At 32.6% G+C, this 25,357-nt stretch carries 20 protein-coding genes; 5 read left to right on the top strand and 15 right to left on the bottom strand.

The genetic code is table 11. From position 1 onward, the window contains the following. The first annotated feature begins 1 nt into the window (after window position 1). The 3 genes from J2X17_RS01035 to J2X17_RS01025 all read left to right on the top strand — a co-directional run bounded on the left by J2X17_RS01035 (window position 2) and on the right by J2X17_RS01025 (window position 2,678). Entirely contained in the window at window positions 2-1,486 is a 1,485-nt protein-coding gene (locus tag J2X17_RS01035; protein WP_310293857.1) for a peptide MFS transporter, read from the top strand. A gap of 52 nt (window positions 1,487-1,538) precedes the next feature. Then, entirely contained in the window at window positions 1,539-2,006 is a 468-nt protein-coding gene (locus J2X17_RS01030; protein WP_310293856.1) for a thioredoxin family protein, read from the top strand. A 219-nt stretch (window positions 2,007-2,225) separates the two neighbouring features. Continuing rightward, window positions 2,226-2,678 carry a thioredoxin family protein gene (locus J2X17_RS01025; protein ID WP_310293854.1) on the top strand — a complete coding sequence of 151 codons (453 nt, stop codon included), beginning with the start codon at window positions 2,226-2,228 and terminating at the stop codon, window positions 2,676-2,678. Between the two features lie 21 nt (window positions 2,679-2,699). Here J2X17_RS01025 and J2X17_RS01020 read toward each other — a convergent pair whose 3' ends face one another. From J2X17_RS01020 to surE, 5 genes are all read right to left on the bottom strand, one after another. Further along, entirely contained in the window at window positions 2,700-4,724 is a 2,025-nt protein-coding gene (locus tag J2X17_RS01020; RefSeq protein ID WP_310293851.1) for a ComEC/Rec2 family competence protein, read from the bottom strand. Between the two features lie 51 nt (window positions 4,725-4,775). Continuing rightward, entirely contained in the window at window positions 4,776-5,261 is a 486-nt protein-coding gene (locus J2X17_RS01015; protein ID WP_310293849.1) for a C40 family peptidase, read from the bottom strand. Between the two features lie 11 nt (window positions 5,262-5,272). Next, entirely contained in the window at window positions 5,273-6,391 is a 1,119-nt protein-coding gene (lpxB, locus tag J2X17_RS01010) for a lipid-A-disaccharide synthase (protein ID WP_310293848.1), read from the bottom strand. Window positions 6,392-6,458: 67 nt separating this feature from the next. After that, the gene (locus J2X17_RS01005) at window positions 6,459-6,731 is read right to left on the bottom strand and encodes a hypothetical protein (RefSeq protein WP_310293846.1); all 273 of its coding nucleotides are present in this window, start codon (window positions 6,729-6,731) and stop codon (window positions 6,459-6,461) included. After that, the gene (gene surE, locus J2X17_RS01000) at window positions 6,724-7,503 is read right to left on the bottom strand and encodes a 5'/3'-nucleotidase SurE (protein ID WP_310293845.1); all 780 of its coding nucleotides are present in this window, start codon (window positions 7,501-7,503) and stop codon (window positions 6,724-6,726) included. Before surE ends, J2X17_RS01005 begins: the two co-directional genes overlap by 8 nt. Window positions 7,504-7,714: 211 nt before the next feature. Between surE and J2X17_RS00995 the strand changes: the two genes are divergently transcribed. Next, window positions 7,715-9,898, top strand: a complete 2,184-nt coding sequence (locus J2X17_RS00995; RefSeq protein WP_310293843.1) for a carboxy terminal-processing peptidase — start codon at window positions 7,715-7,717, stop codon at window positions 9,896-9,898. Between the two features lie 98 nt (window positions 9,899-9,996). Then, window positions 9,997-10,785: a DNA/RNA non-specific endonuclease gene (locus tag J2X17_RS00990; protein ID WP_310293841.1), complete on the top strand. Its 789-nt coding sequence runs from the start codon at window positions 9,997-9,999 to the stop codon at window positions 10,783-10,785. On the opposite strand, the gene rpe is transcribed toward J2X17_RS00990, so the two are convergent. The 10 genes from rpe to J2X17_RS00940 form a co-directional block, all read right to left on the bottom strand. Continuing rightward, window positions 10,762-11,424 carry a ribulose-phosphate 3-epimerase gene (rpe, locus tag J2X17_RS00985; protein WP_310293839.1) on the bottom strand — a complete coding sequence of 221 codons (663 nt, stop codon included), beginning with the start codon at window positions 11,422-11,424 and terminating at the stop codon, window positions 10,762-10,764. The two genes, J2X17_RS00990 and rpe, sit on opposite strands and share 24 nt — an antisense overlap. Window positions 11,425-11,839: 415 nt before the next feature. Further along, a complete protein-coding gene (locus tag J2X17_RS00980; RefSeq protein WP_007804760.1) occupies window positions 11,840-12,703 on the bottom strand; it encodes a sigma-70 family RNA polymerase sigma factor in 864 nt (287 codons plus the stop codon). Between the two features lie 137 nt (window positions 12,704-12,840). After that, a complete protein-coding gene (locus J2X17_RS00975; protein ID WP_310293836.1) occupies window positions 12,841-14,589 on the bottom strand; it encodes a peptidase associated/transthyretin-like domain-containing protein in 1,749 nt (582 codons plus the stop codon). Beyond that, window positions 14,577-15,752 (bottom strand): DUF4249 domain-containing protein, encoded by a 1,176-nt coding sequence (locus J2X17_RS00970; RefSeq protein WP_310293834.1) that lies wholly within the window; start codon window positions 15,750-15,752, stop codon window positions 14,577-14,579. Before J2X17_RS00970 ends, J2X17_RS00975 begins: the two co-directional genes overlap by 13 nt. A 27-nt stretch (window positions 15,753-15,779) precedes the next feature. Further along, window positions 15,780-16,946 (bottom strand): DUF4249 domain-containing protein, encoded by a 1,167-nt coding sequence (locus J2X17_RS00965; RefSeq protein ID WP_310293832.1) that lies wholly within the window; start codon window positions 16,944-16,946, stop codon window positions 15,780-15,782. A 64-nt stretch (window positions 16,947-17,010) separates the two neighbouring features. Next, window positions 17,011-18,186, bottom strand: coding sequence for a DUF4249 domain-containing protein (locus J2X17_RS00960; RefSeq protein ID WP_310293829.1), 1,176 nt, complete (start codon window positions 18,184-18,186; stop codon window positions 17,011-17,013). Between the two features lie 87 nt (window positions 18,187-18,273). Next, window positions 18,274-19,455 carry a DUF4249 domain-containing protein gene (locus J2X17_RS00955; protein WP_310293827.1) on the bottom strand — a complete coding sequence of 394 codons (1,182 nt, stop codon included), beginning with the start codon at window positions 19,453-19,455 and terminating at the stop codon, window positions 18,274-18,276. A 3-nt stretch (window positions 19,456-19,458) separates the two neighbouring features. Beyond that, a complete protein-coding gene (locus J2X17_RS00950) occupies window positions 19,459-22,248 on the bottom strand; it encodes a TonB-dependent receptor (RefSeq protein WP_310293826.1) in 2,790 nt (929 codons plus the stop codon). Window positions 22,249-22,253: 5 nt separating this feature from the next. Beyond that, window positions 22,254-23,000: a hypothetical protein gene (locus J2X17_RS00945; RefSeq protein ID WP_310293824.1), complete on the bottom strand. Its 747-nt coding sequence runs from the start codon at window positions 22,998-23,000 to the stop codon at window positions 22,254-22,256. A 181-nt stretch (window positions 23,001-23,181) separates the two neighbouring features. Then, window positions 23,182-25,317: a polyribonucleotide nucleotidyltransferase gene (locus J2X17_RS00940; RefSeq protein ID WP_310293821.1), complete on the bottom strand. Its 2,136-nt coding sequence runs from the start codon at window positions 25,315-25,317 to the stop codon at window positions 23,182-23,184. Window positions 25,318-25,357 lie beyond the last annotated feature (40 nt).

Raw genomic sequence — 25,357 nt, 5'->3', positions numbered from 1 at the left:
TATGGAAAAGACGATAACATTAGAAGAAATACAAAATTTTAAAGGGAATTACCCAAAGCAATTGTGGTATTTGTTTTTGGTTGAAATGTGGGAGCGTTTTTGCTTCTACGGAATGAGAGGTGTTTTAGCAGTTTTCATGGTTGACCAGTTAGGATTGTTAGAAGGAAAAGCTAATCTTCAATATGGAGCGATTCAGGCTTTTGTGTATGCCTTTACTTTTATTGGGGGAATTTTTGCTGATAAAGTTTTAGGTTTTAAGAAGTCGCTTCTTTTTGGAGGAATCGTTATGATTTTGGGTAATTTACTGATTGCTGCTAATCCGCATGATTTCTTTTATTATGGTATAACACTTTCTATTATTGGAACTGGATTTTTTAAGCCAAATGTCTCTTCAATGGTTGGGGAATTGTATCACGAAAATGATGGACGCCGTGACGCAGGTTACGGATTGTTTTATGCAGGAATCAATATTGGCGGAATGCTGGGAGGCGCTATTCCTATTTATTTAGGGAAAAACTATTCTTGGAGTTTATGTTTCCTTTCTGCAGCAATTGTTATGATTATTGGTGTTGCAACTTTTCTTTTGACGAAAAAATATCTTGCTCCAATTGGAAATTCTCCATTAGAAAGACAGGCACCTAAAAAACGAAATCTTTACGAAATCTTGGTTTATGCTGGTTCTATTGTTGTAATTCCGTTTGTTTACATAATGGTTATAAACTCTGATTATACAGAGTATTTTATGTACACGATAGGGATTTTGGCTTTAGTATATTTTATATATGAATTAATAATGATAAAAGAGAGCAGGCAACAGCTTAAGCTGTTGGCGGCATTCATCTTTATTTTTGCATATTTTATGTTTATGGCTATCTCAGAACAATCAGGGGGTTCGTTGTCTTTGTTTGCAAAAGATAATTTATCTACTAAATTGTTGTTTTTTAACATTGATCCAAATGTGGTAAATAATAGTATAAACTCATTATATGTTATTGTTCTTAGCCCATTAGTTGGCTTCCTATGGATATATATGGCTAAGCGAAAAATTGAGCCAAATACGATTATTAAATTTGGTTTGTCATTTCTTTTACTGGCGGCGGGATTCTTTATTTTTTATGCTGCCAGATTTTTTGTAAATAAAGATGGATTAAGTTCTCTAGATGTTTTTGCTTTAGGATACCTTTTATATACGCTTGGAGAATTATGCATTGGGCCAATCGGAATGTCTGTAATTACTAAACTATCTCCTAAGCGATTGTTTGGAATGATGATGGGATTATGGTTTTTATCAAGTGCATTCGGTCAGTTTGCTGCAGGTAAATTAGGAGCTGAAATGTCAGATGCTAATACTGGAACTACTTTAATGTCTAAGTTGATTGCTTATACTGATGGATATTATCAATTAGCAATTTATGCGGTAATTGCAGGTGTTGTTTTAATAATTGCTATGCCGTTAATCAAAAAATTAATGCAAGAAGTAAAATAGACGACATTAATCAATGCATATTTTATTTAAATTTGTAGAAAATTAAAACAGCATGAAAAAAATAATTTTGATTACCTTGTTTTTTGTTGGAGCGTTTGCAACGCAGGCACAAGAATTAAAATGGTATACTGATGTAAGAGAGGCAATTACTGTTAGTAATGATTCGCACAAGCCAATGCTGATGTTTTTTACAGGAAGTGATTGGTGCGGATGGTGTATCCGTCTGCAGAATGAAGTTCTAACGACTGCAGAGTTTAAAAAATGGGCTTCAGATAATGTAATTTTGGTTGAATTAGATTATCCAAGAAGAACACCTCAGACTCCTGAGATTAAGAATCAGAATCTTGAATTACAGCAGGCTTTCGGAATTCAAGGATTTCCTACGATTTATTTTACAAGTGCTGAATCTAAAGATGGTAAAGTGAATTTCAAAGGTCTTGGTCAAACAGGATATGTTGCTGGAGGCCCGACTGCCTGGTTGGCAGTTGCTGATGGAATTGTTAATCCGAAGAAATCGTAGCATTAAGCTTCAATATAATATTAAAAAAAATCCCTATACCTTGTGTGTAGGGATTTTTTTTCGTAGGAAAAGTTGCTCATATGGTTTTCGGTATAATTATGGTTTTGTTATTTTATTATAATTAAAAAAACATATAATTCATTTTTTGTATTAATAAAATTTGGAAAATTAAAATATAATGTTAATTTAGTTCCTCTAATCTAACCAAAACCAAATCATATGAACAGAAAATTACTTATCCTACTATTTTTTTTAGGTTCATTTTTATCGCAAGGGCAAAATTTAGTATGGAGAACTAATATGACCGATGCGATTGCCATTAGTAATGAACAAAGAAAACCAATGTTGATTTTATTCACTGCATCTGGTGTACCAGACAATCTCCAAAATGAGATATTCAAAACTCCCGATTTTGCTGTATGGTCCCGTGACAATGTTATTCTGGTAAAACTAGACTTATCAGATTCATCTGCATCTGATAGTGATAAAGAGCAAAATATTAAACTTAAAAATGCTTTTGGTGTTGAAGAATTGCCGGAAGTATGTTTTGCAAGCGCTTCAATACGAAAAAACAAAACTACTTTTAGTGCTTTAGGAAAAATTGCCTATAAACCAGGTGGCGCAAAAGCATGGATATCAGATTCGAATGCGATTTTACATCCGAGTGAGTAATAACGTTAAAAATTAAGTTTCTTAATTTAATTTGTAGAATCCCTTTTCGCTCGTTGAATGAAAAGGGATATTTTTTTTGAGACAGGAAGCTTTCCATCGTTTTTGAATTAAATATGCATTTGAAGCATCAGCTATGATAATTTTCGGATGTAGATTTTTCAAAACACGATCTAAATTAATCTTCGGGGATTGTATCAGGATAAGAATATCTGGTTCAATTGTGTTTTTATAAATACAGGTGCTATCTATCAATAAAATCTTTTTATCATTAAAAAACATGACATTTTTAGTTTTGCTAACTGACTTTAAAATCCCAAAATTCCCAACTAAATAGGAATTTAAAGAGCTGTTTTTTGCAATATTGTCGTTGGTGAAAAGTGCTACATCTTTTCCTTTTTTCTCAGTAATAATTGTTTTTTTCTTCGCATTATAGACAATAAATTCTTGTTGGCTTTGCGTTTCCTTTTTAGTAAATATAAAAGATATTTGAACAAGAATAACTGAAATAAAGACGGCTATTAATTTATTATAACTCGGTTTTTTAAGATAAATCGTGGCTGTGATTACGAGAAAATAAAAAGAAAATAAAAAATATAAATTGAAACTGATATCCGTAATGACGAAGACTTTGAAAGCAGCGATGTAATGAATTATCTGATTGAGAATATAGATGCTTTTTTCAAAAATTTGGATTAAAAATAAAGGGCAATTAGTAAATACAGATATAATCATAACTATAATTCCGACGACCATGATAAATGATAAAACAGGTATAATTAAAATATTGGTTATAAAGAAAAGCCCGGGAAACTGATGGAAATAATATAGACAAAGGGGGAAAGTGCCTATTTGTGCTGCAAACGAAACGGTTAATGCTTCCCAAATATAATTGAGAATTTTATTTTCGGGAGCCCAAATTTGTTTTAGCAATGGCTGTAGCCACAGGATAGAAAATAGCGCAATATAACTTAATTGAAAACCAACATCAAACAGATAGTATGGTTCGAAAAGTAAGATCAATAAAATTGAAACCAATAAGGTGTGATAAGTATTGCTGTTTCTATGCAAATGGTTTCCGAGAGCAAGAAATGAAAACATTACAACTGATCTTAAAACTGGCGGTGAAAGCCCTGAAATAATGGCAAATAGGAATAATGAAATTAAAATCGCAATTAATTTTATCAAAGATCCTTTCTGGGTGTTTGGAATTGGTTTTAAAATAAATAGTATAAATAGCATTATAAAACCAACATGCAGACCTGAGACGGAAAGTACATGAGTTGCTCCTGAATATTGATAATCCTGAATAATATCTGAAGAAATTTCCTGTTGTTGACCCAAAATCAGTGCTAATGCGACATTCATTTCTGCTTTATGGAATTTTGCTTTTTCCAGATTTCGAACTATTCTCGCATTCAGACGAGAGGTGTAAAACCAAATGTCTTTTTTTATTTTTCTGTTGATACTTATTTCATCTTTTGAAACATAAATTTGTCCATATATTTGTTTATTAGAGAGGTATTTATTGTAATCAAATTGATTTGGATTTTTAAGAGGACTATTATGTTGGAGAATAGTTTTTAGCCGAATTAGGTTTCCAATAATTAATTGATTTTTAATGCTGTCTTTTGAGAAGTTTACAATTATTCGCCCTGAATAAGCTTTGTTGTCAATATGTTTTATAATAGCGATGTAACGATCATTATAATCATTGCTTTTTAGCTTTTCGCGTAGAATCAGATTAATATAATGTGGTTTTTCAAAAGCTTCATTATAGTGGATATAATTTGTTTTTTGGAAGGAATCGGTATTGATTAATAGTGCAGTCAGGCCTGTGCATAATGAAATAAAACAAGTGCTTAAGCCAAAAAGGGCATTTAAATTTTTGTTCTTTTTAGGTAGAAAATATAAGATACAAAAGAGGCTGATACTTGCTATTAGAAGTGTCATCGCTGACATAATTGCTGGCTGCCAAAAATAAGAAATCGTAATACCGATAATAAACCAAATTGTAATTTTGGCCAAGGGAAAATCCAATACTTTCATGATCTAAAAGTATTAAAATTTTGTAAGAAAAATAATAAATAATAAAATTATTTATTCTATAATTCTATTAATCTGAACGAAAGAATTTTGATAATAGGATTCTTTTGTAGAGGAAATAATAACACCTTTTGAAGTTGAAGAATGTACAAATTTTATCTCATTTGGATTTACATCTGTAATTAGGCCTACGTGATTAATTTGCTTGCTTTTATTGGTTTTAAAGAAAATTAAATCTCCTCTTTGAGCATCGTCAATGTTGATTATTTTTCCGATTTTAGATTGTTCGTAAGAGCTGCGTGGTAGTTTTATGTTTTCAGATTCGAAAGAAGTGAAAACTAGACCAGAGCAGTCAAAACCACTTTTGGTTGTACCGCCTGCCTTATATTTTACCCCAATATTGTCGGTCGCATTTTCAATTAAATGGTCAACAAGGAGTTTGTTTTCTCGCTTCGTTTCTTTTTTGCTTACAGCATTAGAAGCTGATTTACAAGAAGTAAAAGCAACAGCAAGGAAAAGAAAAATCAGTATTTTTTTCAAAACAAAAGTTTTTAAGATTGCTTTAAATCGGCCACAATAAGTTTTGCCGTTTTTTTACTGGCACCTACACCACCTAATTTCTGTTCTAAAATATCATAATTTTTAAGCAGTTTTTCTCTGTGATTCGGTTCAAGTAATTTTTGAAGTTCTTCTTGGATGCGTTTGGTATTGCATTCACTTTGAATCAATTCGGTTACAACTTCCTGATCCATAATTAGATTGACCAGTGAAATGTATTTTAATGTAATAATACGTTTGGCAATTTGATATGAAATTGAACTTCCTTTATAACAAACCACTTCGGGAACTTTAAAAAGCGCAGTTTCTAATGTTGCTGTTCCTGAAGTTACTAAAGCAGCAGTTGACGAACGAAGTAAGTCGTAGGTTTTATTCGAAACAAATTTGATGTTTTTGTTGCTGATGAATTGCTGATAAAAATCGTATTCCTGACTTGGGGCGCCAGCAATTACAAATTCATAGTCCTGAAAATCATTAACAACACTTAGCATTACACTTAGCATTTTAGTGATTTCCTGTTTACGGCTCCCTGGCAAAACGGCAATTATTGGTTTTTCGCCCAATTGATTTTCACTTCTAAAAACAGCTTCATTAAAAGGAGGCTGATTTTGAATGGCATCAATTAAGGGATGCCCAACGAAATCTACTGGAAAACGATGTTTGTCTTCGTAAAAGCTTTTTTCAAAAGGCAAAATCACAAACATTTTGTCGACATCTTGTTTAATGGCTTTGATTCTGTTTTCTTTCCATGCCCAAATTTGAGGGGAAATATAGTAGTGCGTTTTATAATTGAGCTCTTTGGCCCACTTTGCAATACGCATATTAAAACCCGGATAGTCTATAAAAATGATAACATCAGGTTTGAACTCAGAAATATCTTTTTTACAAAAAGTAATATTGCTTAAAATAGTTTTCAAATTAAAAATAACTTCAACAAAACCCATAAAAGCCAACTCACGATAGTGTTTTACTAAAGTTCCTCCGGCTTTTTGCATTAGATCACCTCCCCAAAATCTAATTTCGGCCTGAGGATCTTCCTCATATAATGCTTTCATTAAATTTGAGCCATGTAAATCTCCAGAAGCTTCACCAGCTATTATGTAGTATTTCATATGATTTTTTTTGAAGGTCTGTTTTAGTTATAAAGGCAGAATTTTTTTTGCAGTACAAAGATAAGATTTAAATAAACAAAGTTGAAATTGCCAGAACAATCACGGCTAAAACAACGCCGCGAGCCATTAATTCCTTGTCCTTTTTAAGAAGAATAAGAAAAACAGCAAGGTCTAAAAGAGTTCCTAAAGTGATTATTTTTCCTAAATAACCATAATGTTTTATAGTTTGAATTCCTGACGAAAGATCAAAAGTTGTAAAAAATGTAATAAACAAATAACTACCAAGAAGAGCAGTAAAAATTCCGATAATAAAACCAATAAGAATGTCTTTTTTATTCATTTAATTTCCATGTATTAAGTTGTTGCATAGTATGATGTGCTGTTAAATCAAATTGTACGGGAACTACTGAAACGTAACCATTTTCCAAAGCCCATTCATCAGTATCTTCACCTTTGTCTTCGTTTACAAATTTGCCGGTAAGCCAGTAATAATCTTTCCCAAATGGAGTTTGTCGTTTGTCAAATTTCTGAGCGTAATACGCTTTCGCCTGACGACAAATTTTAATTCCTTTGATTTCGTTTTCTTTTAATTTTGGAAAATTAACGTTTAACACGACGCCTTTTGGTAATTTGTTTTCCAGAGTTTCTAAGGTTATTCTTTTTACGAAAGATTTAATGGGCCCAAAATCCGCATTCCAATCAAAATCTAACAATGAAAATCCAATTGCCGGAATTCCTTCAATTCCAGCCTCGACTGCAGCACTCATTGTTCCGGAGTAAATTACATTTATAGATGAATTAGATCCATGATTAATTCCGGAAACGCATAAGTCAGGCTTTCTTTTCAAAATTTCATTTACTGCCAATTTTACGCAATCTACGGGTGTGCCTGAACAACTGTATTCATCAATAAAATCATCTTCTTTAGAGATTTTATCCAGAAATAAGGTGTTGTTGATCGTGATGGCATGCCCCATAGCGCTTTGCGGTTTGTCCGGAGCTACTACAACAACTTCTCCAATAGTTTCCATAACGCTAATCAAAGCTCTTATTCCAGGGGCTAAAATTCCGTCGTCATTAGTAACTAATATTAAAGGTCTTTCATTTTTCATGCCTGAATGTCATTTATGAATTGTCAAAATTAAAGCTTCTTAAAGCAAATGTAGTAACAGATTTTGGTAGAATACTAACAAATAAATAAAAATTGTCAACTAAATTAAAGAACGTTTACGTGCATTAAACATTTTTATATCTTTAACAAAAAATTATAGTGAACTTGGCTTTCGTGGCATAGTTTTTACCGTAACTTAGATTAAAAAATTGATGAATGCTATTATTAAATTTATGAAAAGAAATTATAAAATACTTATAGCCGTATTATGCTTGTCATTAACCTTATTTGCGTTTAAAATAAATGCAGATAAGCAGGAAGATCCGGACCCAAACAGAGATAAAACACTTTTAGAATTACTTGCATTTGTTATTGAAAAAGGACACTATAGTCCGGCAGAAATAAATGATGATTTTTCTAAAGGAATTTTTAAAGACTATATTGAAGCTTTAGATCCTTCAAAAAGATTCTTTTTACAGTCTGATATTGATGAGTTTAAGCAATATGAGTTACAGTTAGATGATCAGTTTCTGAACAAGGATCTGACATTCTTTAATCTTACATATACAAGATTGATGAAGCGTATGGAAGAAAGCAAAAAACGTTATAAGGCGATTTTGGCGCAACCTTTCAATTACAATGTTGATGAGACTTTTAATGCAGATTATGAGCATCTTCCTTATGCTAAAAATGCAACAGAAATCAACGAAAGATGGAGAAAACAAATCAAATTATCTACACTTTCTTCTCTTGTTACAAAGCAAAAATTAGAAGAAGATAAAAAGAAAACAGATCCTGCTTATAAAGCAAAATCTTTTGAAACTTTAGAGAAAGAAACCCGTGAAAGTTCATTAAAATCATTAGATGATAATTTCGGTGTAATTAAAGATTTGAATAAAGAAGACTGGTTTTCTGTTTACGTAAATTCAATAATGACTCGTTTTGATCCGCATACAAGTTATTTTGCGCCGGAAGATAAAGATCGTTTTGATGTAAATATCAGTGGAAAATTAGAAGGAATTGGTGCCAGATTAATTAAGAAAAACGACTTTACCCAAATTGACGAATTAATTTCTGGTGGCCCGGCATGGAAAGGAAAACAACTTGAAGCTGGTGATTTAATTTTGAAAGTGGCACAAGGAAATGAAGAGCCTATAGATGTTGTAGGAATGCGTTTGGATGATGTTGTGAAAAAAATTAAAGGACATAAAGGAACTGAAGTAAAACTTACAGTTAAAAAAGTAGATGGTAGTATTAAAGTGATTTCAATTATTAGAGACGTTGTTGAAATTGAAGAAACTTACGCTAAATCTAGTATTGTAGAAAGAAACGGATTGAAATACGGAGTAATTTATTTACCTAAATTCTATATTGATTTTGAAAATAAAGACGGTCGTGACGCCGGGAAAGATATCGCACTTGAAGTAGAAAGACTGAAAAAAGAAGATATCAACGGAATCGTTCTTGATGTTCGTGATGATGGTGGTGGATCTTTGTCCACAGTGGTTGATATTGCAGGTTTATTTATTGAAGAAGGACCAATTGTTCAGGTAAAATCTGCCGGCAAAAAGAAAGAAGTTCTATACGATAAAGATAAAAAAATCGAGTGGGACGGACCATTAGTAATTATGGTTAACAGTTTCTCAGCTTCTGCGTCAGAGATTTTGGCGGCGGCAATTCAGGATTACAAACGTGGAGTAATTATTGGAAGTAAACAAACTTACGGAAAAGGTACTGTACAGAACGTTTTAGATTTGAATCAATTTGTTCGTAATGCAAATTATGGAGACTTAGGTGCCTTGAAAATTACAGGTCAAAAATTCTATAGAATCAATGGAGGATCAACACAGTTAGAAGGTGTTCATAGTGATGTAGTAATGCCAGATCGCTACGCTTACCTTAAAATGGGAGAACGTGATATTGATAATGCTATGCCTTGGGATAAAATTGATCCTGCTGATTACAGTACCTGGACATCAAATGAAAAATTCAATCAGGCAATTGCGAACAGTAGAAATAGAATTGCTGGAAATGCACAGTTTAATTTAATTGAAGATAATGCTAAATGGATTGACGTTAAGAGCAAAGAAAATACGTATAGTTTAAACATCGATAGTTTTAAAGCAACTCAGGAACAAGTTGAGAATGAAGGTAAAAAATACAAACCAATTTTAGAATACAAAAACAATTTGGTTTTTAAATCATTACCTTATGAAGAACTTGAAATGAATAGTGATGCAACATTAAAAGAAAAAAGAGAAGCTTGGCATCAGGCATTATCTAAAGATGTATATGTGGAAGAAGCATTGAATGTTTTAGATGATTTACAGACTAAGAGTTATGTAAAAAATGGTGTCGCTCCTAAAATGAAAAAAGATAAGTTAGTAAAATCTTAATTTTAGAAGAACAACAATCATTATAAAAACGCTCCAAAAAAAATAAACTTTTTTGGAGCGTTTTTTTGTAAGTTTAATCTATAAAATAAATCCTGTAAATGAGAAATTATATTTTGTTAAGTTTGATTGGTTTTGTGTTGGTTGCTTGTAAAAAAGAAGCAACGAATGAAAATTATAAAAGCGAAGTGAAGGAACTACAATCGAATTTTGTTTCCAATCAGAGTGAAAAAGGGCCAGTTTATACTATTGCTTATTTGCCAACTTCAACAACCAGACAAATTGTAAAGCATCAATATTATACACTTTCTTATAATGAAAAATTCGAACAGGCGGAATGGGTTGCTTATGAATTGAAAAAGGAATATCTGAAAAATAATGATTTTAAAAGGCCTTACTTTATTGAAGATCCAAAAGTAACGACAGGTTCAGCAGATTGGAGGAATTATAAAAAATCTGGCTATGATAAAGGGCATCTTTGTCCGGCCGGCGATATGGAGTTTAACGAAAATGCTTATAACGACACTTTTTTTACTTCAAATATTTCACCTCAAAAACACGATTTTAATAGCGGGATCTGGAATAGACTTGAACAGAAAACACGTTATTGGGCTGAAAAATACAATGATATTTTTGTGGTAACTGGAGGGATTTTGAAAGGTTCAGACAAAAAAATAGGGACAGAAAAAGTGGCTGTCCCTAAATATTTTTATAAAATCATTTTAGCTAAATCCGGAAAAGAACACAAAGCAATTGCATTTTTGATTCCGAATGAAGATAGCGATAAGTCACTTTACGATTTTGTTGTTCCGATTGAAACACTTGAAAAAATGACCGGAATTGATTTCTTTCCGAATTTGAAAAACTTAAAAAGTAGTCAGAGCTTTTAATTCAGCGATAGTTTGTGTCGGGTTTTCAGCTTTAAATACAAAACTTCCTGCAACTAAAACATCTGCTCCGGCTTCTACTAATTGTTTTGCATTTTTGCTTGTTACACCACCGTCAATTTCAATAATTGTTGAAGCGTTTTTGCGATTAATCAAACCTTTTAGTTTCTGAACTTTTGCATAAGTATTTTCGATAAATGATTGTCCTCCAAAACCAGGATTCACACTCATAATACAAACTAAGTCAATATCGTTGATTACGTCTTCTAATAGGTCAATATTAGTATGAGGATTGATGGCAACTCCTGCTTTCATTCCTTCGGCTTTTATTGCTTGTAAAGTTCTGTGTAGGTGGGTGCAAGCTTCGTAATGTACGCTTAAAATGTTTGCTCCTAAATCAGCAAAAGTTTTAATGTATCTGTCAGGATCAACAATCATTAAATGTACATCGATCGTTTTTTTTGCATGTCTTGAAATTGCTTCTAAAACAGGCATTCCGAAAGAGATATTTGGAACAAAAATTCCATCCATAATATCAATATGAAACCAATCAGCCTGACTGTTATTAATCATTTCGATATCGCGTTGTAAATTGGCAAAATCAGCTGCAAGAACAGAAGGAGCAATAAGTGTATTTTTCATTGTGTGTAGTTGTGTGTGTTATTTTTTGCAAAGATAAATTTTTTAACCGCAAAGTGCGCAAAGGTTTACGCAAAGTTTATCTAACCACAAAGGCCACAAAGATTACACAAGGTTTGCAAAGAATTTTCGTAAGTTTTGTTAAAAAACACAGAGTTCACAAAGCTTTGCGAACTCTGTGTTTTTCAACATTCCATAAGATAAAAAAATCTTTGTGCGCTTTGTGGTAAAAAAAATCCAACCCGATAATAAATAAAAAACTCCGGTAATCAGCCGGAGTTTCAATCATCAATCAAAAAACGAACAGTCAATCAAACTGTTGTTTGCTTTGAGGTCCAATATAGGCAGTTTCGCAATAAATTCCAAATTCCAAAAAAATAATTGGAATTTGGAATTTCTAGTATTGGACTTTTGGGATTTACCCAAGATAAGTTTTAAGAATTTTACTTCTTGAAGTATGTTTTAATCTACGGATTGCTTTTTCTTTAATCTGACGTACACGCTCACGAGTTAAGTCGAAAGTTTCTCCAATTTCTTCTAATGTCATTGGGTGCTGATCGCCAAGACCAAAATACAAACGAACTACATCAGCCTCTCTTGGAGTTAATGTTTCTAATGAACGCTCTATTTCAGTACGTAATGATTCATGGATTAATTCTCTGTCAGGGTTTGGAGATTCTCCTGAACGTAAAACGTCATAAAGGTTAGAATCTTCTCCTTCAACAAGAGGTGCATCCATTGATAGGTGACGGCCAGAGTTTTTCATAGACTCTTTTACGTCATTTACAGTCATGTCAAGTTCTTTTGCAATTTCTTCAGCAGAAGGCGGACGCTCATTAGATTGCTCTAATAAAGCATACATTTTGTTGATTTTATTGATAGAACCAATTTTGTTTAATGGTAAACGTACAATACGTGATTGCTCTGCTAACGCCTGAAGAATCGATTGACGGATCCACCAAACTGCGTACGAGATAAATTTGAAACCACGAGTTTCATCAAAACGTTGAGCCGCTTTAATTAATCCTAAGTTTCCTTCGTTAATTAAATCAGGAAGTGTTAATCCTTGATTTTGATATTGTTTAGCAACCGATACTACGAAACGTAGGTTGGCTTTTGTAAGTTTTTCTAAAGCTCTTTGATCACCAGCCTTTATTCTTTGTGCTAATTCTACCTCTTCGTCAGCGGTAATTAGGTCAACTTTTCCGATTTCTTGTAGATATTTATCTAACGATGCAGTTTCACGATTAGTTACCTGCTTGGTGATTTTAAGTTGTCTCATTTTCTTGTCTCCTTATTTTTAAAGTGTACAATGGTTATACGTAAGGAGTAACAATAAAGTTACAATATTTTTCAATAAAAATAAAAATCCCGTTTCAGTTCTTCGAAACGGGATTTTTTATTTTGATAATCATGGGTTTAATTAGTTGAAGAATCTTTTACTTCAATGGTTTCTTTTAAAGAAACTGGTATACCTGTTTTCGTAAATCCTTCTAATATTATTTCAAATGTTCCTGAAATATCTGATGTGTAAAATGAGTTATTGTTATCATTACTAAATTTTACATCAGGATTCCAGAATAATTGATTTCTAAAATCAGGAATTCGTGCATTATCAGTTGCATTTGAGTAATCTATTCTATTATATATTTTTTTTGGCAATGGTCTTAAAACGGTTGGTTTTATCATATAGCTGCCACTTTGCGTGCTTTTAAAATCTTTATCAAATGTGGTAAAACTAATTAGGCCATTGAAAGATTTTGGTCCTATATAATATCTTCCAACGATTAGCTCAATTTTATAAACATTCTTCATGCTATATGAAAACAGTTCCGTTTGATTTTCCAAATACAATCCATCAACTAAAACTAATGCAGATTCTGGCAATTGTGGAAAAACAGATGGGTCAGTTACATGCAAATAGAATTTATCTTCTTTTTGTTTATGATAGATTTCGGTTGCAACTTCCGTAATTGTTTCTTTAAGTGTTTTAAATCTTGTAAAATCATCTAACACATATTCTTTAGCAAGAGGGGAATAAAACGGTTCAATTACCTCCGGTTTCAAAACATTATCTACCTTTTTGTGGAAATAAGCATTTTCTATTTGACTTGAGACAGAGCGATCTAAAATACTTTCTTTTATCGTATAAGATAAATTTGTGTTTGATTCTGATGTCAGTTTTGAGTAATCAATCTCTGGAGCATTGTCTATAGTAATATTAAAGTTACTTGCATTTTCATCCAGTATTTGAATCTTAATATCAGAGGTGTAATATGGTTTACCAATATAAAAAATAAAATTCCCTTCAGCGTCCGTTGTTGCTACTTTAAAAGCAAACGATTTACCAGGTAATGATAATCCAACGTTTACATTTTCAAGTTTATCTGTATTGTTTTTTGATATAATTTTACCGGAAATTATTTCTCCTCGCAATTCAGGCAAGATGATTTTCTTTTCCGGGTTTTGCGTATCAATTAATTTTGGGCTCGGTAAATTAGCTGCAAATTTTTCAGATGAAATCTGAGTTTTCGACGGAATATTATCTAATTTTCTAACGGATAAAGAGTACGTTCCATCTTCAAAAGCTTTATTTGAAGCTTTAATTTTTAAGTCTACTAATTCACGGTTTGTAAATGTTTTTTTATTCAGCTCAAATTTTACATTTTCATTAGTGCGACTGTTTTCTGTCGAAATATTTTGATTACTATTAGATGCTGAATTACTGCTTAAAACATTTTCTGTATCGCCTTTTTCAGTTGTTTTATACGGATTAATGATATTAATTGGTATTTGAAACAATTCTGAAACAGGTTGATTTAGCATCCAATTGGTATACCCTATCAGTTTATAATTTCCGGTTTTTAAGGTTGTAGGTATAAAATAATCCCCTTGACCGGAGCCTTTTTCCAGAAATATTTTAGTTTTAAAAACAGATTTTTTGCTATCATCCACTAATTCTACATAAGCAACTTTACTAATGTTGCTCGCTGTTTTATCAGATGATTTTATACAATAGATTTTGTATAGCAATGTTTCTCCAGAAACAAATGTTGTAGCATTTGCATGAACAAAAACTGTTTCATCCAGCGGGATTATTTGTTGTGCATTTATTAATTGTGTACTAATAAGCACTAAGAATACGATAATGTGTTTTAGTTTATCCAAAATGGTGGTATTATGTTAGACGAAAATGTTGTGCAGTCTCCGCATACGGCGTCAACTAGTTTATATCGAATGCCAGTGTTTCTGACATAAGTTTGCAGGTTTTGTTCAATATTATAAATCATAGAATCGCCATTACATCCTTCTGAACTAAAGCAGAATAAATAATCGACATCAAAACAAGGATTGAAATATGGAGCGGGTTTTCCTGGGAAAAAATCACTGTAATTGAAAAATATTCTCTGCTCTGATACTGACGTGACATCAAAATAACCAATGACTTTTGTTGCAGAATCAGTAATGCATTTTATATTTCCGGAAATCACTCCAGGTTGCTTTGGCGACAAAATGGTGGCAGAGCTTGCAATGTCTCTCATTATTTTATGAAAACTATAAGCCTCGTAATTTTCTACATATTGTTTTACTAAAATACTATATCTGTGTCCAATAATGTAATTGTCCTCTTGAATAAATCGGATTGGGTAATTTATGCGATCCTCAGATTGGTCAGTGGTGTTTACCAATAGTATATCTGTTGAGTTTTTGGTTGTGTAACAGGTTTTAGTATTAGGGTCATTTTCAATAAGCTTTACACTTTCTGGTCCAGTTGCAACTACTTTTAGCGAAGACCAGCTCGGTGCTATAATTTTGTAAGTTTCCTCATATTCATATCGATAATATTGAGAAGTTCTCTTAGGGTCGTAACTATTAACGTTAATTTGAATACCTGTTTCGTTGTCTTTATTGGTAGCGATTGACGGCACGACACTTGTAATTGGGCTTACAGTTGGTAAAGTTTCCGGCGCTGATTCATATATTTTTCCGTCTTTTGTTTTGATTGACAGCGTGTATTTTCGATCTGGCAAAATTTGAAAAGGTGATTGTGACTGATATATCCCAGCATTTTCTGCAAATACATATAGATTGTTTTGGTCGTCCTTAACAATTACCATGGCACCAGTTTCTGTTTGAATCGTTTTGTCTTCTAATTTAGAAGTTTTAGTGATTTTTATTTGTTGATTTTTTAATTCATTGGTCAATGTGGCTTCCACTACAATTGCTTCTTCATACGTGTTAGTAAGTAATGGAAATGTCTCTGTGCATCCGTTGAAAAGGATGGACGCTAGTATAAGAAGGATAATATTATTTATTTTTTGATGCAACATTATTTAACAAAATCTATTTATATTTTTTTATTCAATCCAAAATGGAGGTACTACATTCGATGAAAAAGAGGTGCAATCTCCGCAGACAACTGGGGTAAATGTATATCTTAAACCTGCGTTACTAATATAGGTCATTAAGTTTTCTTCGATAGTGTATATCATACTGTCGCCATCACAGTTTGGACCTCGGAAACAGAAATTAAAAAATGTGTCATTGCAAGGATCAAAATATGGTGCAGGTTTTCCTGGGAAAAAATCACTATAATTAAAAAATATTCTTTGCTCTGAAACTGAAGAGACATCAAAATAACCAATAACCTTAGTCTTCGAATCGCTAATACATTTTATGTTTCCAGCAATCACTCCGGGTTGCTTCGGAGACAAAATACTCGCAGAACTTGCAATATCCCTCATTGTTTTATGAAAAGTATAAGCGGCTAAATTTTCTACATATTGTTTTACTAAAATGCTGTATCGGTGACCTATTATATAATTTTCTTCATCAATGAAGCGAATAGGAAGGTCAACACGGTCTTCTGCTAAATCAGTTGTTGTATGTAAAATAATATCAGTTGAGTTTTTGGTTGAATAACAGATTCTGGAATCAGCTGAATTTGGGATTACTTGTACTGATTCCGGACCGGTTACAATTACTTTATATGGCATCCATCTCGGAGTGACAATTTTATAAGATTCTTCATATTCAAATCGATAGTATTTTGAAGTGTTTTTTGGGTCGTAACTTTGTACGTTAATTTGAATTCCTGTTATATTGTCTTTATTTGTTATTAATGTTGGGACAACATTTTGTATTGGTGATACAGTTGTTAATGTTTCAGGTGATGATTGATAAACTTTGCCATCAGTAGTTTTAATTTGTAAAGTATATTGTCTTTCTGGCAGTATTTGGAATGCTGTTTTAGATTTGTATGAACCTGAATTTTCTTCAAATTGATACTCATTATTTTGATTGTCTTTGATAGTTACAATTGCTCCTTTTTCAGTTTGAATTTGGTTGTCTTCAAACTTGGATGTTTTGGTGATTTTTATTTCCTGAGTTTTAAGCTCGTTTGTTAATGTCGCTTCGACAACTATTGCTTCCTCATACGTATTCGTTAATAGAGGATATGTTTCCGTACAGCTTTGTACGAAAAAAGAGAGTAAGAGAATACAAAATATTTTATTTAAAGACATGATATTGAATTGTTTCTTGCTTGGAAATCGTTAAATATTTTCCGTATTTTTTATTTTTATTTTTTTAATCTATCCAGAACGGTGGTTTTATATTTGAAGAGAAAGAAGTACAATCTCCGCAAGCCGTATAGACCCAGTAATTAGATAGAGCGGGCATAAAAAAGATTATTCTGCCCCGTTCTAAATCGCCTTTATAATCGTTAAACAAAACATGTGTACAAGGGTTACCGGAACTAATAACATCGGTATAGCAAAATGGGGTACAATCTTCAACATATGGAGGAGGTGCTTCATTTGGAAACAAATCTTCATAGTTAAAATAAAGTCTGTCTGATGATACAGAAGCAACATCGAAATAACCTAAAACTTTACTTTTAGAATTATCTACTGCTCTAATATTTCCTAATAAGATTCCGGGTTGTTTAGGAGATGTAATGCTCTGAGTGCCTGACATTTCTTTCAAAGATCTGTAATAGGTGTATGCTCCTAAACTTTCTATATATTGTTTTACAAAAATACTGTATCTTGTTGTTATTATGTAGTTTTTGTTACTTATAAAACGAACGGTATAATTGGTACGGTCTTCATTTTGATCATTTGTATTTGTTAAAAGGATATCTGTACTTTTCTTGTCACCATAGCAAACTCTGAGATCAGGACTATTTACTCCGGGCACAAGTACGTTATTTTTATCCAGTGTCATTGAAGCTGATGTCCATTTAGGAGCAATTATCTTATAGGTTTCCTCGTATTCATATCTATAATAATTAGATTTTCGGTTAGGATCATAACTGACAACTTTTATAGCGACTCCTCTTTGATCATCTTGAGTTTCTACACTTGCATTTAACTCTTGTATTGGATTTACAGTAGTGAGGGTTTCTGGTGACGATTCAAATGATCTTCCATCCGCAGTTTTAATATGCAATTGATATTTTCTATCCGGTACGGCTTGAAATTCGATCGTTGAAATATATTTTTCACCATTATCTTTAAAATCATATTGATTTCCTCCATCATCAGTTATAAAGACTTGTGCTCCAATTTCTGGCTGATATTTTTCGTCTTCAAATTTTGCCGTTTTTGTAAGTTTTATTTCTTGAGTTTTAAGTTCATTTGTTATGGTTGTTTCTACCACTAATGCCTCTTCATAAGTATTAGTCAGTAAAGGATATGTTTCCGTACAGCCTTGTATAAAAAAGCATACTGTAAGTATATATAATATTTTATTTATAGGCATTATATTAATATGTATTTGGTATAGTTTTCATTCTGTTTAAGAATGGACTCTATATTGTTTTTTTGACCTTCAACTCAGTAGATTCTTTTAATCTATCCAAAATGGAGGTTTTAAATTTGAAGCAAATGTGGTACAATCTCCGCAAGGAGCATTTACCCAAAAAATAAATTGCTCACCATGTAATAAATAATTTATGGAATTAGACAATATACCATCTGCATAACTTCCTTCATGCGTACACGGAACAGGATTGAATGGATATCCGGCATAACAAAACTCTGTGCATTCTGTGTAATAGGGAGGAGGAGGTGCTCCTGGAAATAAATCTGAATAATTAAAATAAATCCTTTCGGTCGATACAGAAGTTACATCAAAATAACCCACTATTTTGCTGTTAGAATTGTTTACAGATCTTATATTGCCTAACAAAATCCCTGGCTGTGTAGGAGATAAAGCAGTTCCTGATCCTGAAATTTGTTTTAAAGTACTATAATAGGTATAGGCATTTAAGCTTTCGACATATTGTTTTACTAAAATACTATACCTTGTTGTAATAATATAATTCTGATCGCTGATAAAACGGATTAAATAATCTAACCGATCTTCGCTCAACTTATTTGTGCTTTCCAAAAGCAAGTCAGTGCTTTTTTTGTATCCGTAACAAACTTTTGTTTCAGGTGAATTTGGAACAAAAGAAACCGATCCATTTTTTTCTACAACTGCTTTAGTCGGAACCCATCTGGGAGTAACTATTTTATACGTTTCCTCATATTCGAATCTATAATAATTAGATTGCTTATTAGGGTCGTAACTATTGACTCTTATACTAACTCCTGTTTTGCCATCTTTGGTTTCAACTGCGGCTTTTACATCTTGCATAGGATTTATGGCTGGAAGGGTTTCTTGTGATGATTCAAAAGATCTTCCGTCCTTCGTTTTAATATGCAATTGGTATTTTTTTTGAGGTACAGCTTGAAATTCAATTTCGGAAACATATCTGTCACCATCATCTCTAAAGTTGTAATGATTGCCTGCATCGTCTGTTACGCTAACTTCTGCTCCACTTTCCGGGAGATAGCTTTCATCTTCAAATTTTGCCGTTTTTGTAAGTTTTATTTCCTGGATTTTAAGTTCATTTGTTATGGTTGCTTCCACGACTAGTGCTTCTTCATAAGTATTAGTCAGTAATGGATATGCTTCGGTACAGCTATTGCAGACAATAGCCAATACCGCAAACAAAACAATATTTATTAATTTCAGATTTTTCACTCTTTAAAATTTGAAATTATAAGTAATACTTGGAACAGGTATAGAGAATATAGACGTTTTATATCCTTTTACTTTTCCGCTTTGATCAGTTACAAAGTAAATAGAATATGGATTATTTCTGCCTAAGACATTATAAACTGAAATGTTCCAGAAACTATGAGCTAATTTTTTTATTTTATGATTTCCTTCAATGTTTACTCCGATATCTAGACGAATATAGTCAGGGATTCTGTAGGCATTTCGATCACTATATAATGTATAATCAGCATTTCCATAGTGAAAAGTTCCTATCGGGTAAGTTATTGGTCTTCCTGTTTGATATAAAAAGTTAGTAGACAAGCTGTAACGTTTTGTAAATTTATAATTTAAAATAGCACTCAAATCATGAGGTTTGTCAAAATTTGCTGGGAAATAGTCTCCATTATTTACAATCTCTGAGCTAAATTGGCTATCCAGTTTAATAAAGGTACGAGAGTAAGTATAGCCAATCCAGCCATTTAATCGTCCAATGTTTTTCTTTATTAAAAATTCAATTCCATAAGCTTTACCTTCACCTTGCAGAAGCTCCGTTTCAACATTCTCGTTTAGTAAAAGCTGGGCACCAACTTTATAATCAAGAATGTTTTTCGATCTTTTGTAATATCCTTCAAGGCTAAGTTCGTATTCCTCATCTTTTAGATTTTTAAAAAGACCTAACGAAACTTGTTGTGCACTTTGTGGGGCTACATTTGCATCAGACAATTTCCATGTGTCTGTTGGAGATTGAGTTACGTTGCTTGATAAAAGGTGAATGTACTGTCTTGTCATGTCAAATCCAGCTTTTATAGAGAAATCTTCTGTAAAGAAATATCTTGCCGCTAAACGAGGTTCTAGACCGCCATAGGTTTTTGTCACCTCATTTTTCGCATAGTGTTCAGTGCCAATTACTGTTTCATCGCTAAGAGGTAAGCCTGGTTGGTAAACGTTTACATTGGCTTCTCCTAAAGCTGCATAATAGGAGTATCGCAATCCTAAATCGATAAGTAATTTATCGCTAAATTTATAACTGTCGGCAAAATAAACTGCCGATTCCAAGGCTCGTTCCTTTTCAATATCAGTTGCTATTAAAGTAGCTTCTGGCTTAGTAGGATGTTGGTAACCTGGTGAAATGTTATATAATTTGCTCGCAATTCCATATGAAAATGTATGCTTAGGATTAAGTACATAATTAAATTTTAACTGTAATTGTGATTCGTTTACTTTGTATCCGAAGTCAAAAGAGTTAATATCTGCTGAGTCATAATCAATATTAAACTTATACTCACTATTTGTAAAAATTAATGCAGCTTTGCTTTTTTTGCTGAATGAATGATCCCATTTTACCGAAGCAAGTCTGTTGCTGTATTTGTAAATAGAGTCAGAGCTTAGACTAAAGCGGTCATGACTATAATACATTGTAGCTTCTAAATTATTATTGCTGTTGATTGCATTGTTGTATTTTAGAATTCCATCATAAAATCCGGCTTCACTATTTTTTAAATCTTCATTATCTAAAGATTTTAAAATCCAGTCTGAATATGTTGCGCGACCTCCAAAGATAATGCTTGATTTATTTTTTTCAATTGGCATGCTAAGAGTAAGATTTGATGTTATTGGGCCAATAGCGCCTTCTCCTGAAAATTTTTCCGGATTTCCATTTTTTGTTGCAATATCAAATACAGAAGACAATCTTCCACCAAAATCAGCAGGTATACTACCTTTGTAGATGTCAGCTTTTTTTGCAGTGTATGGATTAATAGCCGAAAAGAAACCTAAAAAGTGTTGCGGATTATACAAAACGGCATTGTCTAACAGAATTAAATTCTGATCATCTTTTCCACCTCTAACGTTAAATCCCGCTGATCCTTCGCCAGTAGTTTTGATACCGGGAAAAGTAGTTGCAACCTTTAATATATCTCTTTCTCCAAGGATTAACGGAACATTTTTAATTCCCTCGATATCTATTGAAACTAATCCCGAAACAGCGGTTTCCGTTTGTCTTTGGCCTTTCTTTTTAATGACAACTTCGTCTAATTGATTTGATTTCTCATTAATGTTAACATCAAAAGTACCATTGTCATAAACCATTAAAGTTTTTACAACTTGTTTATGGCTTAAAGATTTAATTTCAATAACATTTATTCCTCTTGGTAGTTGTAAGCTATAATTTCCATCAGGATCAGTTGAGGTATTTATGTTCTTATTTCGAACAGTAATGTAAATGTTTGGCTCAGGTTTACCAGTTTCAGCATTTTTAATAGAACCGGAAACGGTATAACTTTTTTTACCAACTTCTTTATTTTCTTTACCGATAAATACTATAGACGCCTTTTTAGTTACACTATAATTGTTTAGTGAATCGTATTGTTGATAGAAAACAGGATTATCACCATTATTGCCTGCATTGTTTTGATCGCTAGTGGCAATAGGAGCATCCTTGAAATAATTTGAAGGCAAGTCATCGTGAATCGTATTGTTAAGTGTTAAGATCACTTTGTTTTTCAATACAATAAAATTCAAATCAGTTTTATTTAAAATTTTATCCAGTAAGTCATCAATTTTAATATCTGTATAGGTGCCAGATATTAATGTTTTGTTTGAGCTAACCCATGTTGGATCAAAATAAAATTTGTACGATGTTGAAGATTCAATAGATTTTAGAGCATTTTCTAAAGTAGAATCTTTAAATGTAATAGTTAATTTCTCATTCGTATTTTGGGCAAAAGATAATTGAAAAGAGAATAAGAGAACTAAGGCGAGTAGAATTTTTTTCATTTGTCTTATTTAGTTTGAACAGAAATAGAGTTATTAATATATTTCATCAAATTTGTCATAAATTGATTTAAGTCAGATTTTTTTAATTCTCTGTTCATTAGATAAAACCCATTGATTTGCTTTTTTTGTTCCGGAAAAAGATTAACAACATCACTTTTGTCATTTATTTTGTAAATCTTGTTTTTCAAGTCAAGAAAGAAAGAAGTGTTTTCTTTATAGATATAATATACACCACCATCATTAATTCCTTTTTGTTGGTCTTTATGATGTTTAATATAAAATATAAAATCGGAAGCGATTTTATTTTCTTCGTAATATCCTGTACTGAATTCTGGAACAGCATTATCTTTTCTGTCAATTCTTATAAAAGTTTTGCCCTTAATCGAGAAAGATTGAACTTTGCTGCTAATTACATTGAGTCCCATATTCTCGGATGCCTGCGGTGGATTTAAAACTAAAATATCTCGGTATATATCATATTTTAGTTTTACGTTATAATACGCTTGATTCTCATAAATAAGAATTCCTGATTCATATTTATCATCAATGTAATACATGTTATTCTCCCCAACTGTTCGGTAGGGATTGGTATGAAGTGTACCGTTAATAATGTCAAGATCTTTGTCGTTAATAGCCTGATCAAACCATTTGTAGGTTGAAATATCTGCATTGGTTTGGCTGTAAATCGTCGAAAAGTTTAAGAATAATCCAAATATTAAAAGAAATAAGGATCTTTGTTGGTGATTTTTCAAAGGATTGGTAGATTTTAATGTTTTTGGTTGGTTGAACTCAAAAGTATTAAAAAAAAATCTTAAAAATCATGAACAATTGTTAAAATGTAATAAAATATTTATAATTGAAAACGAAAAACCCCAATTCAAGTAAATGAATTGGGGTTTTCTATGAATAAACCTTTAGTAAACTAAGATCTGATTACTCTTTTTTCTCCTCACGTGGAGGTCTTTGTAAAAGTGCTTTTCTTGACACTTTTTCTTTTTTGGTTTTAGGATCAACACCTAGGTATTTCACTTCAAAAACATCGCCCATGTTTACAACATCAGCTACGTTTTCAGTGCGTTCCCAAGCTAGCTCAGATACGTGTAATAAAACTTCATTTCCTGGTGCAGCAGTGTATTCAACAACAGCTCCAAAATCTAACATTTTAATTACTTTCACTTCGTAAGCTTCTCCCATTTGTGGTTTGAAAGTGATTGACTTAATTTTAGCCAATACTGCTTCAATTCCAGCAGGATCTGTACCTAAGATTTCGATAACACCTTGCTCGTCAACTTCGTTGATAACAATAGTTGTTCCGGTAGCTTTTTGTAATTCCTGAATTACTTTTCCACCAGGTCCGATCAATGCTCCAATAAAGTTTCCAGGAATAGTTCTGGTAATGATTTTTGGTGCGTGAGCTTTTACATCAGCTCTTGGTGCAGCAATAGTTTCAGTTAATTTTCCTAAAATATGTAAACGTCCTTCACGTGCTTGCCCTAAAGCTTGCTCCATGATGTCATAACGTAATCCATCAATTTTGATGTCCATTTGACAAGCTGTGATACCGTCAGCAGTTCCGGTTACTTTAAAGTCCATATCTCCTAAGTGATCTTCATCACCTAAAATATCAGACAATACAGCAAATTTCTCACCGTCAGTAATTAATCCCATAGCAATTCCAGAAACTGGTTTTACCATTTGGACTCCAGCATCCATCAAAGCCATTGTACCAGCACAAACTGTTGCCATAGAAGAAGAACCATTAGATTCTAAAACTTCAGAAACAATACGGATAGTATAAGGACAATCAGCAGGAATCATATTTTTCAAAGCTCTTTGAGCTAAGTTACCGTGACCAACTTCTCTTCTTGAAGTTCCTCTTAATGGTTTTGCTTCACCAGTTGAGAAAGGAGGGAAGTTATAGTGTAAGTAGAATTTCTCTTCACCTTGTTCAGATGGAGAATCAATTTGGTTAGCTTCTCTAGAAGTTCCAAGAGTTACTGTAGCCAATGCCTGAGTTTCTCCACGTGTAAATAAAGACGAACCGTGAACTCTTGGTAAATAATCAGTTTCACACCAGATTGGTCTGATATCTGTAGTTTTTCTACCGTCTAAACGAACGCCTAATTCTAACACTACGTTACGAACAGCTTCTTTGTTTGTTTTATAGAAATATTTAGAAACTAAATCTCCATCAGCAGCCAATTCTTCTTCAGTAAATAAAGCTTTAACTTCTTCTTTTACTTCAGCAAATGCAGCACTTCTTTCGTGTTTAGCAGATCCAACTTTTGCAATAGCATAAATTTTATCGTATGCAGCAGCTTTTACTTTTTTATAGATTTCTTCGTTTTCTTTCTCACCTTCGTAAGTACGAATTTCTTTTTTGCCAAAAGCAGCTTGTAAACGCAATTGCGCTTGAATTTGAACTTTAATAGCTTCGTGAGCAAATTTAATTGCCTCAACCATTTCAGCTTCTGAAATTTCTTTCATCTCTCCTTCAACCATTGCAACTGAGTCCAAAGAAGCTCCAATCATCATGTCAATGTCTGATTTTTCTAATTCTGTTCTGCTTGGGTTGATTACAAATTTTCCATCGATACGTGCAACACGTACTTCAGAAATTAAGTTGTAAAAAGGAATGTCTGAAACTGCTAATGCTGCAGATGCAGCTAAACCAGCTAAAGCATCTGGCATAACTTCTTCGTCATGAGACATTAATTGAATCATAACTTGAGTCTCAGCGTGGTAATCGTCTGGGAAAAGCGGACGTAAGACACGGTCAACTAATCTCATTGTTAATACTTCGCTGTCGCTTGGGCGTGCTTCTCTTTTAAAGAAACCTCCTGGGAAACGACCTGCTGCTGCAAATTTTTCGCGATAATCTACCGTTAATGGTAAAAAGTCTACCGCTGGGTTAGAAGTGCGAGCTGAAACTGCTGTTGCAAGTATCATTGTGTCGCCCATTCTTACTACTACAGAACCATCAGCTTGTTTAGCTAAACGCCCTGTCTCGATTGTGATGCTTCTGCCATCACCTAAATCGATTTTCTCTACAAATAATTGTGGAATCATAAATTTTTCCTTATTGGTTATACAATGGGTTTTAGTTGTG

This window comes from Flavobacterium aquidurense (assembly GCF_031458035.1).
Classification (GTDB): domain Bacteria; phylum Bacteroidota; class Bacteroidia; order Flavobacteriales; family Flavobacteriaceae; genus Flavobacterium; species Flavobacterium aquidurense_C.
The sequence above is the reverse complement of the archived record's forward strand: the minus strand, read 5'-3'. Positions and strand labels throughout refer to the sequence as shown.

Coding starts and splice junctions, on each gene's coding strand:
- J2X17_RS00970 (WP_310293834.1), bottom strand. CDS start 15,752: ATGTTGCATCAAAAAATAAATAATATTATCCTTCTTATACTAGCGTCC.
- J2X17_RS01030 (WP_310293856.1), top strand. CDS start 1,539: ATGAAAAAAATAATTTTGATTACCTTGTTTTTTGTTGGAGCGTTTGCA.
- lpxB (WP_310293848.1), bottom strand. CDS start 6,391: ATGAAATACTACATAATAGCTGGTGAAGCTTCTGGAGATTTACATGGC.
- J2X17_RS00965 (WP_310293832.1), bottom strand. CDS start 16,946: ATGTCTTTAAATAAAATATTTTGTATTCTCTTACTCTCTTTTTTCGTA.
- J2X17_RS01025 (WP_310293854.1), top strand. CDS start 2,226: ATGAACAGAAAATTACTTATCCTACTATTTTTTTTAGGTTCATTTTTA.
- J2X17_RS01020 (WP_310293851.1), bottom strand. CDS start 4,724: ATGAAAGTATTGGATTTTCCCTTGGCCAAAATTACAATTTGGTTTATT.
- J2X17_RS00995 (WP_310293843.1), top strand. CDS start 7,715: ATGAATGCTATTATTAAATTTATGAAAAGAAATTATAAAATACTTATA.
- J2X17_RS01035 (WP_310293857.1), top strand. CDS start 2: ATGGAAAAGACGATAACATTAGAAGAAATACAAAATTTTAAAGGGAAT.
- J2X17_RS00960 (WP_310293829.1), bottom strand. CDS start 18,186: ATGCCTATAAATAAAATATTATATATACTTACAGTATGCTTTTTTATA.
- J2X17_RS00980 (WP_007804760.1), bottom strand. CDS start 12,703: ATGAGACAACTTAAAATCACCAAGCAGGTAACTAATCGTGAAACTGCA.
- J2X17_RS00940 (WP_310293821.1), bottom strand. CDS start 25,317: ATGATTCCACAATTATTTGTAGAGAAAATCGATTTAGGTGATGGCAGA.
- rpe (WP_310293839.1), bottom strand. CDS start 11,424: ATGAAAAATACACTTATTGCTCCTTCTGTTCTTGCAGCTGATTTTGCC.
- J2X17_RS00990 (WP_310293841.1), top strand. CDS start 9,997: ATGAGAAATTATATTTTGTTAAGTTTGATTGGTTTTGTGTTGGTTGCT.
- surE (WP_310293845.1), bottom strand. CDS start 7,503: ATGAAAAATGAAAGACCTTTAATATTAGTTACTAATGACGACGGAATT.
- J2X17_RS00950 (WP_310293826.1), bottom strand. CDS start 22,248: ATGAAAAAAATTCTACTCGCCTTAGTTCTCTTATTCTCTTTTCAATTA.
- J2X17_RS01005 (WP_310293846.1), bottom strand. CDS start 6,731: ATGAATAAAAAAGACATTCTTATTGGTTTTATTATCGGAATTTTTACT.